The 13,808-nt window shown below is 68.7% G+C and carries 14 protein-coding genes; 8 read left to right on the top strand and 6 right to left on the bottom strand.

Features of this window, described 5'->3' with window-relative positions:
* Nucleotides 1-126 precede the first annotated feature (126 nt).
* Together Q8Q77_RS04380 and Q8Q77_RS04385 are read left to right on the top strand one after the other, a co-directional pair.
* The gene (locus tag Q8Q77_RS04380) at nt 127-1,743 is read left to right on the top strand and encodes an acyl-CoA synthetase (protein ID WP_305581577.1); all 1,617 of its coding nucleotides are present in this window, start codon (nt 127-129) and stop codon (nt 1,741-1,743) included.
* Between the two features lie 179 nt (nt 1,744-1,922).
* Nucleotides 1,923-2,114 carry a hypothetical protein gene (locus Q8Q77_RS04385; protein ID WP_305581555.1) on the top strand — a complete coding sequence of 64 codons (192 nt, stop codon included), beginning with the start codon at nt 1,923-1,925 and terminating at the stop codon, nt 2,112-2,114.
* Here Q8Q77_RS04385 and Q8Q77_RS04390 read toward each other — a convergent pair.
* Both Q8Q77_RS04390 and Q8Q77_RS04395 read right to left on the bottom strand, forming a co-directional pair.
* Nucleotides 2,111-2,854, bottom strand: a complete 744-nt coding sequence (locus Q8Q77_RS04390) for a TVP38/TMEM64 family protein (RefSeq protein ID WP_305581557.1) — start codon at nt 2,852-2,854, stop codon at nt 2,111-2,113. The two genes, Q8Q77_RS04385 and Q8Q77_RS04390, sit on opposite strands and share 4 nt — an antisense overlap.
* A gap of 107 nt (nt 2,855-2,961) precedes the next feature.
* Nucleotides 2,962-4,806, bottom strand: coding sequence for a DEAD/DEAH box helicase (locus Q8Q77_RS04395; RefSeq protein ID WP_371130411.1), 1,845 nt, complete (start codon nt 4,804-4,806; stop codon nt 2,962-2,964).
* A 215-nt stretch (nt 4,807-5,021) separates the two neighbouring features.
* On the opposite strand from Q8Q77_RS04395, the gene Q8Q77_RS04400 reads away from it, so the two are divergent.
* On the top strand, nt 5,022-5,456 hold the full coding sequence (locus Q8Q77_RS04400) for a hypothetical protein (protein ID WP_305581559.1): 435 nt from the start codon (nt 5,022-5,024) through the stop codon (nt 5,454-5,456).
* 241 nt (nt 5,457-5,697) lie between these two features.
* On the opposite strand, the gene Q8Q77_RS04405 is transcribed toward Q8Q77_RS04400, so the two are convergent.
* Nucleotides 5,698-7,020, bottom strand: coding sequence for a D-alanyl-D-alanine carboxypeptidase (locus Q8Q77_RS04405; RefSeq protein WP_305581561.1), 1,323 nt, complete (start codon nt 7,018-7,020; stop codon nt 5,698-5,700).
* 302 nt (nt 7,021-7,322) lie between these two features.
* Here Q8Q77_RS04405 and Q8Q77_RS04410 point away from each other — a divergent pair, with 302 nt between their 5' ends.
* The 4 genes from Q8Q77_RS04410 to Q8Q77_RS04425 all read left to right on the top strand — a co-directional run bounded on the left by Q8Q77_RS04410 (nt 7,323) and on the right by Q8Q77_RS04425 (nt 10,240).
* On the top strand, nt 7,323-7,757 hold the full coding sequence (locus tag Q8Q77_RS04410) for a phasin family protein (RefSeq protein ID WP_305581563.1): 435 nt from the start codon (nt 7,323-7,325) through the stop codon (nt 7,755-7,757).
* A gap of 121 nt (nt 7,758-7,878) precedes the next feature.
* Nucleotides 7,879-8,340, top strand: a complete 462-nt coding sequence (locus tag Q8Q77_RS04415) for a RidA family protein (RefSeq protein ID WP_305581565.1) — start codon at nt 7,879-7,881, stop codon at nt 8,338-8,340.
* Nucleotides 8,337-9,083 carry a glycerophosphodiester phosphodiesterase gene (locus Q8Q77_RS04420; protein ID WP_305581567.1) on the top strand — a complete coding sequence of 249 codons (747 nt, stop codon included), beginning with the start codon at nt 8,337-8,339 and terminating at the stop codon, nt 9,081-9,083. Before Q8Q77_RS04415 ends, Q8Q77_RS04420 begins: the two co-directional genes overlap by 4 nt.
* Entirely contained in the window at nt 9,080-10,240 is a 1,161-nt protein-coding gene (locus tag Q8Q77_RS04425) for a GNAT family N-acetyltransferase (protein WP_305581569.1), read from the top strand. Before Q8Q77_RS04420 ends, Q8Q77_RS04425 begins: the two co-directional genes overlap by 4 nt.
* Before the next feature lie 28 nt (nt 10,241-10,268).
* On the opposite strand, the gene Q8Q77_RS04430 is transcribed toward Q8Q77_RS04425, so the two are convergent.
* On the bottom strand, nt 10,269-10,832 hold the full coding sequence (locus Q8Q77_RS04430; protein WP_305581571.1) for a DUF4287 domain-containing protein: 564 nt from the start codon (nt 10,830-10,832) through the stop codon (nt 10,269-10,271).
* Nucleotides 10,833-10,891: 59 nt separating this feature from the next.
* Here Q8Q77_RS04430 and Q8Q77_RS04435 point away from each other — a divergent pair, with 59 nt between their 5' ends.
* Nucleotides 10,892-11,329: an HIT family protein gene (locus Q8Q77_RS04435; RefSeq protein ID WP_305581573.1), complete on the top strand. Its 438-nt coding sequence runs from the start codon at nt 10,892-10,894 to the stop codon at nt 11,327-11,329.
* Between the two features lie 59 nt (nt 11,330-11,388).
* On the opposite strand, the gene clpA is transcribed toward Q8Q77_RS04435, so the two are convergent.
* Together clpA and Q8Q77_RS04445 are read right to left on the bottom strand one after the other, a co-directional pair.
* Entirely contained in the window at nt 11,389-13,710 is a 2,322-nt protein-coding gene (clpA, locus tag Q8Q77_RS04440) for an ATP-dependent Clp protease ATP-binding subunit ClpA (protein WP_305581575.1), read from the bottom strand.
* An 8-nt stretch (nt 13,711-13,718) separates the two neighbouring features.
* Nucleotides 13,719-13,808 (bottom strand): ATP-dependent Clp protease adaptor ClpS (locus Q8Q77_RS04445; RefSeq protein ID WP_305581579.1); only part of this gene is annotated, 90 nt, incomplete at its 5' end.

Consider the following 13,808-nt stretch of genomic DNA (forward strand, 5'->3'; position numbering starts at 1 on the left):
CTGACCAACGCCTTCCGCGCGCGTCAACTGCCCTGGCGTCAGGGTTGACCAGGCCGACGCCCTGGTCGCCAACTGGCTCCCACAGAACAAGACCCGTGGGAGGGAAGTCCGCTGAGCGCTTGGATCATCGCCGACGTCTGGGAGGCGATCGCCGCCAGACAGCCGGAGCGCCCGGCCCTGATCCAGGGCGAGCGCGTGGTCACCTGGGGCCAGTTCGACGCCCGCGCCGACGCGTTGGCCGCCCACCTGGTCGCGCGCGGCCTGACGCCCGACGCCAAGGTCGCGGCCTATCTCTACAACGGCCCCGAATACATGGAGACCTATTACGGCGCGTTCAAAGCGGGGCTGGCGCCGATCAACACCAACTACCGCTACGGCGGCGACGAGCTGACCTACCTGTTCGACAACGCCGACGCGCAGGCGGTGGTCTTCCACTCCAGCTTCGCCGGCATGATCGAGGCGATCGCCGACCACCTGCCCACCGTGAAGGCCTGGATCGCCGTGGCCGAGCCCGGCCATCCGGTCCCGGCCTGGGCCGACGACTATGAGGCCGCGGTGGCCAAGGCGCCGGCGCAACGGCCGTTCATGGCGCCCTGGGGCCGCTCGCCCGACGACCTGCTGCTGCTCTATACCGGCGGCACCACCGGCATGCCCAAGGGCGTCATGTGGCGCCAGGACGACCTGTTCAACGTCATCGGGGCCGGCGGCAATGTGCTGCAGGGGATCCCGCCCCTGACCAGCCCGCAGGAGGCCGCCGAGCGGCTCACCGACGAGCAGCGGCGGACCCTGGTCTGCTGTCCGCTGATGCACGGCACCGGCCAGTTCTCGGCCTTCATCACGCTCAACGTCGGCGGCACGGTCGCCACCCTACCCTCGCGCCAGTTCAACGCCATGGAGCTGTGGGACGAGGCGGTGCGGCTGAAGGCGGACGGCATCGTCATCGTCGGCTTGGCCTTCTCCACCCCGATGCTGGAGGCGCTGGAGGCCAACCCGGACCGCTGGAACCTCGACCACGTCAAGACCATGAGCTCGTCCGGCTCCATGTGGAGCCAGGAGAACAAGCGCGGCCTGCTGTCCTTCGCCAAGAACGCCATGATCATGGACAGCTTCGGCTCGTCCGAGGCGGTCGGCCTGGGGGCCTCGGCCTCCGCGCCGGGGGCGGAGGCGGCGACGGCGGCCTTCATGCTGGGCCCCAACTGCGCGGTGTTCGCCGAGGACGGCCGCCGTGTCGTGGCGGGGTCGGGCGAGCGCGGCCTGGTGGCGGTGACCGGCTTCCTGCCGGTCGGCTACTACAAGGACCCCGAGAAGAGCGCCAAGACCTTCAAGACCATGGAAGGCCTGCGCTGGAGCATCCCGGGCGACTGGGCCGAGGTCAACGCCGACGGCGCCCTGAAACTGCTGGGCCGCGGCAGCCAGTGCATCAACACCGGCGGCGAGAAGGTCTTCCCCGAGGAGGTTGAGGAGGCGCTGAAGACCCACCCGTCCGTCCGCGACGCGGTGGTGGTCGGCGTGCCCGACGCCCGCTTCGGCGAGCGCATCTGCGCGGTGGTCGAGCCCGATCCCGACGCGCCGGGCGAGGTCACCCTGGAGGCCATGTCGGCCCACGTGAAGACCCGGCTGGCGGCCTACAAGGCGCCGCGCGAGCTGGTGGTGGTCGACTCGATCGGCCGCGCCCCCAACGGCAAGGTCGACTACAAGGCCTCCCGGGACCGGGCCCTGGCGGCGCTGGGGGTCGGGGCGTAGGGGCGAGACGTCGACTAGCACCCAGATGCTCCCCTCTTGGGGGCTTCAACCCCCTCCGTCACGGCGCCAAAGAGGGCGACGCGCCACCTCCCCCAAGTCGCGCTGCGCGCTGGGGGAGGATCTGGGGCCAATTCCTTCACCTCGAGCGCGCAGAGTGCTTCCGAACGAGGAACCATCCCATGGCCGACACGCCCCAGACACCGGAAGCGGTGGCCTACCAGCTCATGCGCGACGTCATGGCCATCGAGGGCGCCTCGGCGACCCTTCGAGAAAGCGGCGGTCCGGACCGCGCGTGGCTGCTCAGCACCTATGCCGAGTGCCTAAAGGTGGTTCGCCCCGACGCCAAGTCGGCGCAGATGCGCAGCTTCTAGGCCGCCGCGCGCCGTGCGCGGGCGCCCATCCGGCCGGTGATCAGGGAGATGGCGGCCAGGGCGGCCAGCGGCAGGGCCACCTCGGGGCGCGCCAACAGGGTCAGCTCGGCGGCGCGGCCGGCCAGCACCGCCTTGCCCAAGCCTGCGCCCAGATAGCTGTAGATCAGCGAATAGGGCACCGCGCCCATGGCCGTTGCGGCGACATACTTGCGGACCGGGGCGCGGGCGACGCCGGCGGCTACATTGACCAGGCCGAAGGGGCTGAGCGGCAGCAGGCGCAGGGTCAGCAGATAGGCGAAGGGACTCTTCTCGAACCCGGCCATCAGCCGGCCCAGCCGACCGGCGGCCAGCCGGTCGCGGATCGTCTCGCCGGCCGCGAACCGCGCCGCCAGATAGGCCATCACCGCGCCGAGCGTGGAGCCGACGATGGTCGCCACCGTGCCCGTCAGCGGCCCGAACAGGAACCCCCCGGCCAGCATGAGCACCAGGCCCACCGGCACGAATGCGGCCGTGGCGACCGCGTAGAGCAGCGTGAACACCACCAGCGCCAGGATCGGAGCGGCGGCCACCTGGGCGCGCAGATCCGTCTCATTGGCCCGCAGGTCATGCAGCGAAAGGTCGGCCCCCAGCCCGCTGGCGTAGAGGGCGCCGGCCGCGGCGGCCAGCAGCAGGGTCGGCGCCGCGCGGCCGGCCCAGCCCAGCCAGACGCGCCATGGGTCGCGAGGTTCAGTCACGGCCATGAACGAGTCGTTCCCGTGGGGGCGGTGGCGTCGACTATGTCCTGCATCGTGACGCGATCAAGGCGCCGCGCGCGACATGGTTCCGCCCGCGAGGACCGGCGGCGGCGTTAGCGGGCCCGCTGGTCGTTGGACTTCTTCTTCCAGGGCGGCTTGCCGGCCTTGGGGCCGGGGGCGCCCGGAGGGCCGCTGCGGGGCGGCGGGCCCTTGCGGTGCGGCGGCTTACCGTCGCCCGCAGCGCCCTTGAACTTCGGGCGCGGCGGCGAGGTCGGGCCGCCCGGAGGCGAGGACGGCTCGATCTTGATCTCTTCGCTGGCCGTGGCCTTCACGGCCTGGGCGAACTTGGCCGCCGCGGCGTTGGAGATCTCGAACTTGGTCTCGCGGTCGAAGATCTTGATGGCGCCGATATCGGGCTTGGTCACATGGCCCAGGCGGCAGATCAGGGGGATCAGCCACTTGGGATCGGCGTTCTTGGCCCGGCCGACGGTGACGCGGAACCAGGTCACGTCGTTGGGGTCCAGGCGCTCGGGCCGGCCGAACGGACCGTCGGCGCGCTCAGGGCGTTCGGGACGGTCGCCACGGTCGGAAGGATCGTAGGTGCGCTTCGGGCGGCCCTGCTCGCGGACCTGGCTGTCGCGCATGCGCGCGTCGTCATAGAGCTCTTCCGGCGAGGGCAGCCGGGCGCGGTGGATGCGGATCAGGGCGGCGGCCACTTCCTCGGCCGTGCGGTTCTCCAGCACCAGCCTGGCCAGGGCCAGGTCCTCCTCGGCCATGGGCTCGGTCAGCATCGGGTCTTCCAGCAGCCGGACCTGGTCCTTGGCGCGGATCTCGTCGGCGCTGGGCGGGCCCTGCCAGACCGCCTCGACCCCGGCCGAGGCCAGGAGCTGCTCGGCCTTGCGGCGGCGCGTGTGGGAGACCAGCAGGACCGAGACGCCCTTGCGCCCAGCCCGGCCGGTGCGGCCCGAGCGGTGCAGCAGGCCGGCCTTGTTCACCGGGATGTCGGCGTGGATCACCAGGCCGAGTTCCGGCAGGTCCAGGCCGCGGGCGGCGACGTCGGTGGCGACGCAGACCCGGGCATGGCCGTCGCGCAGGGCCTGCAGGGCGTCGGTGCGCGCCTTCTGCTCCAGCTCGCCCGACAGGCCGACCACGGCGAAGCCGCGCTCGCGCAGGGCCGCGTGCATGTGGCGCACGCCGTCGCGGGTGTTGCAGAACACCAGGGCGGCGGGGGACTCGAAGAACCGCAGCACATTGACCACGGCCAGCTCGGTCTCGTTAGGGGCCACGCGGATGGCGCGATACTCGATGTCGCCGTGCGGCTCGTCGCGGCGGCTAGTGTCGATGCGCAGCGCGTCACGCTGGTAGCGCTTGGCCAGCGCCACGATCTCGCGGGCCAGGGTGGCCGAGAACAGCAGGGTGCGGCGGCCCACCGGGGCGGAGTCCAGGATCTCCTCCAGGTCCTCCCGGAAGCCCATGTCCAGCATCTCGTCGGCCTCGTCGAGGACGACGACCTGCAGGGCCGACAGGTCGAGATTGCCGCGCTCCAGGTGGTCCTTCAGGCGCCCGGGGGTGCCGACGACGATATGGGCGCCGACGTTCAGCGCCCGCTGCTCGCGGCGCGGGTCCATGCCGCCGACGCAGGTCTCGACCCGCGCGCCGGCCGGGGCGTAGAGCCAGGTCAGTTCCTTGGCCACCTGCAGGGCGAGTTCGCGGGTCGGCGCGATGACCAGGGCCAGGGGCGAGCCGGGCTGGCCGAACTTTTCGGCGTCGCCCAGCAGGGTCGGCCCGGCCGCCAAGCCGAAGGCGACGGTCTTGCCCGAGCCGGTCTGGGCCGAGACCAGCAGGTCTCTCCCGGCGGCGTCAGGCGCCAGGACGGCGGCCTGGACAGGGGTGGGTTCGGCGTAGCCTTGGCTCGCGAGCGCGCGCGCCAGGGCGGGATGGATTTCGGGGAAGGCCATTTCAGTCCGTTTCGTCAGCCGCAACGAAGAGAAAACGCGCGGTTGCGCCTTAGAGGGCAAGCGGGCCGCCGCCGCAAGCCTTGCGACGTCGATTTTATCCACAGCGCGCACGCGCCGCAGTCGCGCAACAGGCGAATTGTGGCGAAATACCTGTTCTGGGCCCGCCGATACACCCCTCCCTGGCGCGGGCGGGGCGGCGCCGTTAGCCTGGGGCCATGGAAAAGCAAACCGCCCTTCGCCGCCTGCGCGACCTGCCCGGGATCGCCGAGCTGGAGCGCATGGCGCTGATGAAGCCCCGCTACGCCGATGTCGACGCGGCCTATGAGTTCCCCGAGATCAACGCGTGCTCGCGGACGATCTTCGGCCTCACCGCCGAGGAGGCCGACGAGGTGGTGCGCCCGGACGGCTGGGACAATATCGACCGCAAGCCCGAGCGCGACCAGGTCATGGCCTTCGAGGCCGAGGGCTGGGACGTGACGGGCGAGAACCGCCGGCCGCTGCGGATGCTGGGCCATTTCAGCCAGCAGCTGTGGCTGGCCCTGCGCGGGGTGGCCGGCGAACTGCCCTTCGCGCCCGTAGACGACGAGCCCGATCCGATGAAGTCGTCCCTGGCCAAGGAGGCCGCGGCGTTCCGGCGTGACCGGCGGTAAGGACACCTAGTCCCAGATGCTCCCCCCCTGGGGGAGCTGTCAGCGAAGCTGACTGAGGGGGACTTTGACTCCTGCTCAGACCGGTCGAACCTCCGTTGAAGGGCATTTTAGTCCCCCTCACCCGGCCATGCGGCCGGGAGCTCCCCCAGAGGGGGAGCATCTGGCCACCGTGCCACTTGGATCGACGGCCATATGCGATAGCCCTGCCCCAGAGGGGGAGCATCTACGAGGGTTCAGGCCGTCAAGCCGGGCGCACGACCATGCAGGCCAGGCGCTTGGCCTTCAGGGCCTGGCAGGCGCCCTTGGCCGACGATTCGTTGAAGCCGGTGAACCGGGCCTGGTACTTGCCGCCGCCCTTGCCGACGCTGCCCTTGGCGTCGTCGAACACCTTGCTGAAGCGCTTGGTGACGAAGGTCAGCTGTTCCTTGGCGTCGGACTTGGACTTGAAGGCGCCGACCTGGACAGCCCACTTGCCGGCCGACTTTTTGGAGCCCTTCTTGCCGTCGTCGTCGTCCTTGTCGCCGCGCAGGGCGCTCTTGGACGGCTCGACGATCTTGACCTTGGAGGCCTGGCCGGTCGCCGCGGCCGAGGCCAGGGTGATCTTCGCGCCTTCGGAGTCGTTGTCGCCCTGTTCGATGCTGCGCTGCATGGCCTGGCTCTGCGGCGGCGGCTCGAAGAAGTTCTGCGCCACGGTGATCTTCTCGCCGCGATCGCGACGCGCCATGACGTCGAAGCCGGTGGTCAGGAGTTGGGTGGCGTTGTTGTTGCGCCAGGCGGTGGAGGGCGCACCCAGCACCACGGTGATCAGCCGGCGGTTGTCGCGGACCGCCGAGACGGCGACATTGTAGCCCGAGGCGTTGGTGTAGCCGGTCTTCAGCCCGTCCACGCCCGGCATGGTGTTGAGCAGGCCGTTGTGGTTGCGCATGGCCACGCCGCGGAAGGTGAACGACTTGGTGCCAAACAGGCCATAGTACTGCGGATAGTCGCGCATGATCGCGCGGGACAGGATCGCGATGTCGCGCGCGGTGGAGATTTGGCGGCTGTCGGGCAGGCCCGAGGCGTTGACGAAGCGGGTGTTCTGCATCCCCAATTCCTGGGCGCGCAGGGTCATCATGGCGGCGAATCGGGCTTCCGAGCCGCCCAGCTTTTCAGCCAGGGCCACGGCGATGTCGTTGGCCGACTTGGTGGCCATGGCGGCCATGGCCTGTTCGACGGTCAGGGTCTCGCCGGGGCGAAGGCCGAGCTTGGTCGGGGCCTGGGCGGCGGCGCGCGGCGAGATCATCACCGGGTCGTCCAGCTTCAGCCGGCCCGAGGCCAGGGCCTCGAAGGCCAGGTAGAGCGTCATCACCTTGGTGATCGAGGCGGGATACCGCGGACTGTCGGCGCGCTTGGCGTACAGCACCTCCCCGGTCTTGGCGTCCACCACCACGGCCGCGTACTTCGGCTGGTTGTTGGTGAGCTGCAGGTAGGGGATTTGAGCCTGAGCTGTCGAGGCCACGGGGGCGACCGAAGTCGCGACCGCGAGACCAAAAGCGACAAACAGGCGGCGGGCGCGCTCGAACATGGGCGGTTCGTCCGTCGAAACAAAGGGTTGGGCGACCCCCCGGCCGCCTTACGAGAACACTAGCATGACAGCCCCATCCTTGCGCGAGGGTAAACAAGGGTTGAACGAGCCGTTTTGTCGCGGGTTTTCCGATCAACACTGCCGTGATCACTCGCGTAACAAGCGATGCTGCACTGCACAAAATCCACTTGACTGCTGCACTGCAACATGAGAAACAGGCTGCGAGTTCAGAGTAACGCCCCCGCCCAAGTTTGCATCGCGGCGTCCGCCGCCCCCCACAACCGACCTCAGGAGACCATCCCATGGCCGCCGCCGAAACCGTGAAGAACACCGTCGAGCAGTTCACCGCCGCCGGCAACGTCGCCTTCAAGGACGCCGTTGAGAAGTCCCTGGCTTCGCTCAATGAAGTCAACGCTCATTCCAAGAAGAACCTGGAAGCCGTCATCGCCTCGGTGACCGCCTCGACCAAGGGCGCCGAAGCCCTGGGCGCTCAGGTCATGGCCTATTCCAAGAAGGCCGTGGAAGACCAAGTGACCGCCACCAAGTCGCTGTCGGGCGCCAAGTCGATCCAGGAAGTGGTCGAACTGCAGACCACCTTCGCCAAGACCGCCCTGGAAGCCTACATGGCCGAAGTCGGCAAGATGTCCGAGATCGTCTCGGCGTCGATGAAGGACAGCATGAAGCCGCTGAACGAACGCGTCACCGCCGCCGTCGAGCGCCTGCAAGCCGCCCGCTAAGACCTAAAGTCTCCCCCAGCCGCGCTGCGTACTAGCGAGGCTACCCTGAAGAGGCCCGCGCCGGCGACGGCGCGGGCCTTTTCTCTTTTCGGGGCCATGGCCGGGCGTTAGACCTTCACCCATGTCTCAAGTCGAAGAACGCTTGGCCGCCGCCGGTATCGTCCTGCCGCAGCCCAACCCCCCGGTCGCCAACTATGTCCCGTTCGTGCGGGCGGGTTCGATCGTCCATATTTCCGGCCAGGTCTCGATCGACGCCTCGGGCGGCGTGCGTGGGATCGTCGGCGAGGACGTCGATATCGAGACCGCCAAGGCCGCGGCTCGGATGTGCGGGATCAATCTGCTCACTCAGATGAAGGCCGCCTGCGACGGCGATCTCGATCGGGTGGTGCGGGTGGTCAAGCTGGGCGGCTTCGTCCAGGCGGGCCCGGGCTTCTTCGAGATCCCCCAGGTCGTGAACGGTTGTTCCGACGTGATGGTCCTGGCCTTCGGCGACGCGGGCAAGCACGCGCGCTCGGCCGTCGGGGTCTATCGCCTGCCGATGAACTTCGCCGTCGAGGTCGACGCGGTGGTGGAGGTCGCGTGAACACCCAGTTCGGCGAGGCCTGGGACTTCCTGTTCCACCCGCCGGTGGCGCATCGCGGCCTCTGGGCCAAGGACGGCGCGCCCGAGAACTCTCTGGCCGCCTTCCAGGCCGCCTGCCGCGCCGGCTACGGCATCGAACTGGACGTCCAGCTCTCGGCCGACGGCGAGGCCATGGTGTTCCACGACGACGACCTGGAGCGGATGACCGGCGCCAAGGGCAAGCTGCGCGACCGCTCGGCGGCCGACCTGGCCGAACTGCGCCTCTTGGGCACAGACGAATCGATTCCCACCCTGATGGATACCCTGGCCATCGTCGGCCAGCGGGCCATGGTGCATGTGGAACTGAAGACCCCGTTCGGCGATGTCGGTCCGCTGGAGCAGCGGGTGCACGACATCCTGATCGACCACGCGGGGCCGGTCTGCGTGATCGGCTTCAATCCCTATTCCCACGCCTGGTTCGCCGACCGGTTTCCCGGCGTCCTGCGCGGTCTCGACAGCTACAACTACAAGCGCGCGCCGCACCTGGCGGAGGAGCAGCGCCAGGCCTTCGCCCGCCTGGAGCACGTGGCCATCGCCCGGCCGCATTTCTTAGCGCTCAGCGTCGACATGGTGGACGACCCGCGCGCCAAGGTCTTCCGCGACAAGGGCATGCCGGTGGTCGCCTGGACTGTGCGCGATCCGGCCCAGTGGGAGAGCCTCAAGCCCCACTGCGACAACCTGATCTTCGAGGGCTTCGCCGCGTGAGCCTTAAGGCGGCGGTGAAGGTCAGCCGCCGGGTCGCCGAGATTGGTCGCGCGTCCTGGGAGGCCTGCGCCGGAAATCCGACCTACAACGCCAACCCCTTCATGGCCTTCGACTTCCTGGACATCGCCGAGGAGTCCGGCTGCGCCCTGGAACGCGCCGGCTGGGGCCCGCACCACCTGTCGGTGGAGGACAAGGCCGGGGCCGTGGCCGCGGTGATGCCGCTCTATCTGAAGTCCCACAGCCAGGGTGAGTACGTCTTCGACCATTCCTGGGCCGACGCCTATGAGCGGGCGGGTGGACGCTACTATCCCAAGCTGGTCTCCGCCGCCCCCTTCACCCCGGCGACGGGGCCCAGGCTGCTGGTGCGTCCCGACGTCGATCCGCTGGAGGCCTGGCCGATCCTGCTGGGCGGCGCCCTGGCGCTCTGCGAGCGTTACGACGCCTCGTCGCTGCACGTGAACTTTCCCACCAAGGCCGAGGGCGACTGGATGGCGGGGCAGGGGCTCTCCCTGCGCCAGGGCCAGCAGTACCATTGGGAGAACCGCGGCTACGCCGACTTCGACGCCTTCCTGGGCGCCCTGTCGTCAGGGCGGCGCAAGACCATCCGGCGCGAACGGCGCGACGCCCAGGCGGAGGTGGAGATCTTCGCCCTGACCGGCGCGGACATCACCGAGGATCACTGGGACGCCTTCTTCGCCTTCTACATGGACACCGGCTCGCGCAAGTGGGGGCGGCCCTATCTCAACCGGCTGTTCTTCTCGCTGCTGGGCGAGCGGATGGCCGACCGGGTCCTGCTGGTCATGGCCAAGCGCCATGGGCGCTGGATAGCCGGCGCGCTGAACCTGATCGGGGGCGATTGCCTCTACGGCCGCAACTGGGGTTGCGTCGAGGACGTGCCGTTCCTGCATTTCGAGCTCTGCTACTACCAGGCCATCGAGTGGGCCATCGACCACGGCCTCGCCCGCGTCGAGGCCGGCGCGCAAGGCCAGCACAAGATCGCCCGCGGCTACCTGCCGAGCCCCGTCTACTCCGCCCACTATATCGCCGACCCCATGCTGCGGGGGCCCGTCGAGGACTTTGTCCGCCGCGAACGCGAGGCGGTGGGCGGCGAGATGGAGTGGCTGGCGGAGGAGTTTTCGCCGTTCAAGGCGGAGTGACTCAACCCAACCACCGCTGAGCCGATCGCTACGACCGCTCCCAGGCCTGCCTGAGCAACTCCCGCAGCCGCCCGTCCACCTGCTCCGGCAAATCCAGCACGATCTTGGCCTTCAGCCGCTCGGACCAACCCTCGTTCTTCGGCGGGTCGAGGCGCGGATCGGCGTCGCGCGTCAGGGCCAGGCCCAGCACGGCCAGCCCGCCCTTCAGCGGCCGGGCGGCGGCGAACTGCACCTTGCGCGAAAAGGCCGTGAAGCCCTTGCGCTGGCCGGTCACCACGTCGGGCAGGGCGCCCGCCGCCGCTTCGATCGCCTCGAGGATTTTCAGCGAGGCGGGATCTGTCCAAAGCCGGTTCCGCAGCTTTTCAGGCTGATCCCAGCCCTCGCCCGACGGGAAGGCGACGCCAAGCACGTGGGCGGCCCGGTTGACCCCTAGTCCGTACTGTTCCCGCAGCCAGTTGGCGCGGGCCTTGGGCCGGGTCTCCGGGCAGGTCCGAGCGATGGCCACCCACTCCTCCAGGGTTTTGCCGGTGTCGCGCTCAAGGCTGGCCTGCACCGAGGCGAACCACTTCTGCTGGCGTTCGGTCAGGGTCATCGTTCCGCCTCCCTACGCGATTTGCTACGACGTTCCGAGAGCACCATGGAGCGCCGAGCATGAGCCTGGACGGGACCTACGACGACGGCAACATCTTCGCGAAGATCCTGCGCGGCGAGGCGCCCTGCGCCAAGGTGTTCGAGGACGGCGAGGTCTTCGCCTTCATGGACGTTTTCCCGCAGAGCCGGGGCCACACCCTGGTGATTCCCAAGCACTCCACGGCGCGCAACCTGATGGACGAGGACCCCCAGGTGCTGCAGCCCCTGATCCTGGGCGTGCAGCGGGTGACGCGGGCGGTCCGCGCCGCGCTCAATCCCGACGGGATCATGGTCAGCCAGTTCAACGGCGCCCCGGCCGGCCAGACCATCTTCCACCTGCATTTCCACATCATCCCGCGCTGGGAAGGCGTGGCGCTCGGCCGTCACGGCGAGGGCGGCATGGCCGACCCCGCCGAACTGAAGGCCCTGGCCGAGCAGATCGCGGCGAAGATCGCATAGGCCCAAAACGAAAAGCCCCAGGCGACGCCTGGGGCTCTCGTCGAAAGTTCAGAAGCCGCCTAGTCGGCGAGCGCTTCGGCGGTCTCCTCGGCGGGACCCTCGATGATCGGGGCGCCCGGCTCGCGGTCGTCGCCCTCGATCTCGAAGGCCAGCTTGCCGTCCTTGAGCACCACCTTGACGTGGCCGCCCTTGACCAGCTTGCCGAACAGGATCTCGTCGGCCAGCGGCTTCTTGATGTGCTCCTGGATGACCCGGGCCAGGGGCCGGGCGCCGTAGAGCTCGTCGAAGCCGTTCTTGGCCAGCCAGTCGGCCGCATCCTCGGTGGTCTCGATCGTGACGTGGCGGTCGGCCAGTTGGGCCTCCAGCTGCATGACGAACTTCTGCACCACCTGGCGGATGATCTCCTGGGTGAGCGCCTTGAAGGGCACCACGGCGTCCAGACGGTTGCGGAACTCCGGGGTGAACAGGCGCTTCAGGGCCTCGTCGACCTCGTCGTCCTGCTTGCCGCGGCCGAAGCCGATGGAGTTGCGCTGGGCGTCGGAGGCGCCGGCGTTGGTGGTCATGATCAGGACCACGTTGCGGAAGTCGACCTTCTTGCCGTTGGCGTCGGTGAGCACGCCGTGGTCCATGACCTGCAGCAGGATGTTGAAGACGTCGGGGTGCGCCTTCTCGATCTCGTCCAGCAGCACTACCGAGTGGGGGTGCTGGTCGACGGCGTCGGTGAGCAGACCGCCCTGGTCGAAGCCGACATAGCCGGGAGGCGCGCCGATCAGGCGGCTGACCGTGTGGCGCTCCATGTACTCGCTCATGTCGAAGCGCAGGAGCTCGATGCCCATGGTCAAGGCCAGCTGGCGGGCGGTTTCGGTCTTGCCGGTGCCGGTGGGACCCGAGAAGAGGTAACAGCCGATTGGCTTGTTGGCGTCGCGCAGGCCGGCGCGGGCCATCTTCATGGCCGCCGACAGCTGGGCGATGGCCTCATCCTGGCCGTAGACCGCGCGCTTCAGGTCGTCGTTGAGCTGCTTCAGCGCCTCGGTGTCGGTCTTGGACACCGACTTCGGCGGGATGCGGGCGATCTTGGCGACCACCGACTCGACTTCCTTCAGGCCGATGATCTTCTTCCGCTTGCCCTCGGGCAGCAGCATCTGACCGGCGCCGGCCTCGTCGATGATGTCGATGGCCTTATCGGGAAGCTTCCGGTCGGTGATGTACTTGGCCGACAGCTCCACCGCCGCCTTGATGGCGTCGTTGGTGTAGCGGAGCTTGTGGAACTCCTCGTAGTAGGTCTTCAGGCCCTTCAGGATCTTGATGGTGTCCTCGATCGTCGGCTCGTTGACGTCGATCTTCTGGAACCGGCGGACCAGGGCGCGGTCCTTCTCGAAGTGCTGACGGAACTCCTTGTAGGTCGTCGACCCCATGCACCGCAGGGTGCCCGAGGCCAGAGCCGGCTTCAGCAGGTTCGAGGCGTCCATGGCCCCGCCCGAGGTGGCGCCGGCGCCGATCACGGTGTGGATCTCGTCGATGAACAGGATGGCGTCGGGGTGGTTCTCAAGCTCCTTGACCACCTGCTTCACGCGCTCTTCGAAGTCGCCGCGATAGCGGGTGCCCGCCAGCAGCGAGCCCATGTCGAGCGAGAAGATGGTCGCGCCGGCCAGGACCTCGGGGACCTGGTTGTTGATGATCTTGCGCGCCAGGCCCTCGGCGATGGCGGTCTTGCCGACGCCGGGGTCGCCCACCAGCAAGGGATTGTTCTTGGTGCGCCGGCACAGAATCTGGATGCAGCGCTCGACCTCGTTGGCCCGGCCGATCAGCGGATCGACCTTACCCTGCTTGGCTTTCTCGTTGAGATTGACGCAGTAGGCTTCGAGCGCCTCGCCGCCGGTCTTGACCGCGGGCTTGTCCTCGTCCTCGGCCCCCTTGACCGGCTTGGCGGCTTCCGTGCCGGCCTTCTTGGCGATGCCGTGGGCGATGTAGTTCACCGCGTCGTAGCGGGTCATGTCCTGCTCTTGCAGGAAGTACGCGGCGTGGCTCTCGCGCTCGGAGAAGATGGCCACCAGCACATTGGCGCCGGTCACCTCTTCGCGGCCCGAGGACTGGACGTGGATCACCGCCCGCTGGATCACCCGCTGGAAGGACGAGGTCGGCTTGGCGTCCTCCCCGTCGTCGACCACCAGGGAGCGGAGCTCATTGTCCACGTAGTTGGTGAGGGTTGTCTTCAGCGCGCCGAGATCCACGTCGCAGGCGCGCATCACGCCGGCGGCGTCCTCATCGTCGATGAGGGAGAGCAGCAAGTGCTCGAGGGTCGCGTACTCGTGCTTTCGCTGGTTGGCGAACGCCACGGCGCGGTGGAGGGATTCTTCGAGATGGCGCGAGAATGACGGCAATCTGGGCCTCAATCCTTTTCCATGGTGCACTGAAGCGGATGTTGATGCCGCCGCGCGGTATCAACGACCTGGGCCACCTTTGTTTCCGCCACTTCGTA

It is taken from the genome of Phenylobacterium sp. (genome assembly GCF_030698145.1).
Lineage (GTDB): Bacteria > Pseudomonadota > Alphaproteobacteria > Caulobacterales > Caulobacteraceae > Phenylobacterium.

Coding starts and splice junctions, on each gene's coding strand:
- Q8Q77_RS04385 (WP_305581555.1), top strand. CDS start 1,923: ATGGCCGACACGCCCCAGACACCGGAAGCGGTGGCCTACCAGCTCATG.
- Q8Q77_RS04390 (WP_305581557.1), bottom strand. CDS start 2,854: ATGGCCGTGACTGAACCTCGCGACCCATGGCGCGTCTGGCTGGGCTGG.
- Q8Q77_RS04395 (WP_371130411.1), bottom strand. CDS start 4,806: ATGGCCTTCCCCGAAATCCATCCCGCCCTGGCGCGCGCGCTCGCGAGC.
- Q8Q77_RS04400 (WP_305581559.1), top strand. CDS start 5,022: ATGGAAAAGCAAACCGCCCTTCGCCGCCTGCGCGACCTGCCCGGGATC.
- Q8Q77_RS04405 (WP_305581561.1), bottom strand. CDS start 7,020: ATGTTCGAGCGCGCCCGCCGCCTGTTTGTCGCTTTTGGTCTCGCGGTC.
- Q8Q77_RS04410 (WP_305581563.1), top strand. CDS start 7,323: ATGGCCGCCGCCGAAACCGTGAAGAACACCGTCGAGCAGTTCACCGCC.
- Q8Q77_RS04415 (WP_305581565.1), top strand. CDS start 7,879: ATGTCTCAAGTCGAAGAACGCTTGGCCGCCGCCGGTATCGTCCTGCCG.
- Q8Q77_RS04430 (WP_305581571.1), bottom strand. CDS start 10,832: ATGACCCTGACCGAACGCCAGCAGAAGTGGTTCGCCTCGGTGCAGGCC.
- Q8Q77_RS04435 (WP_305581573.1), top strand. CDS start 10,892: ATGAGCCTGGACGGGACCTACGACGACGGCAACATCTTCGCGAAGATC.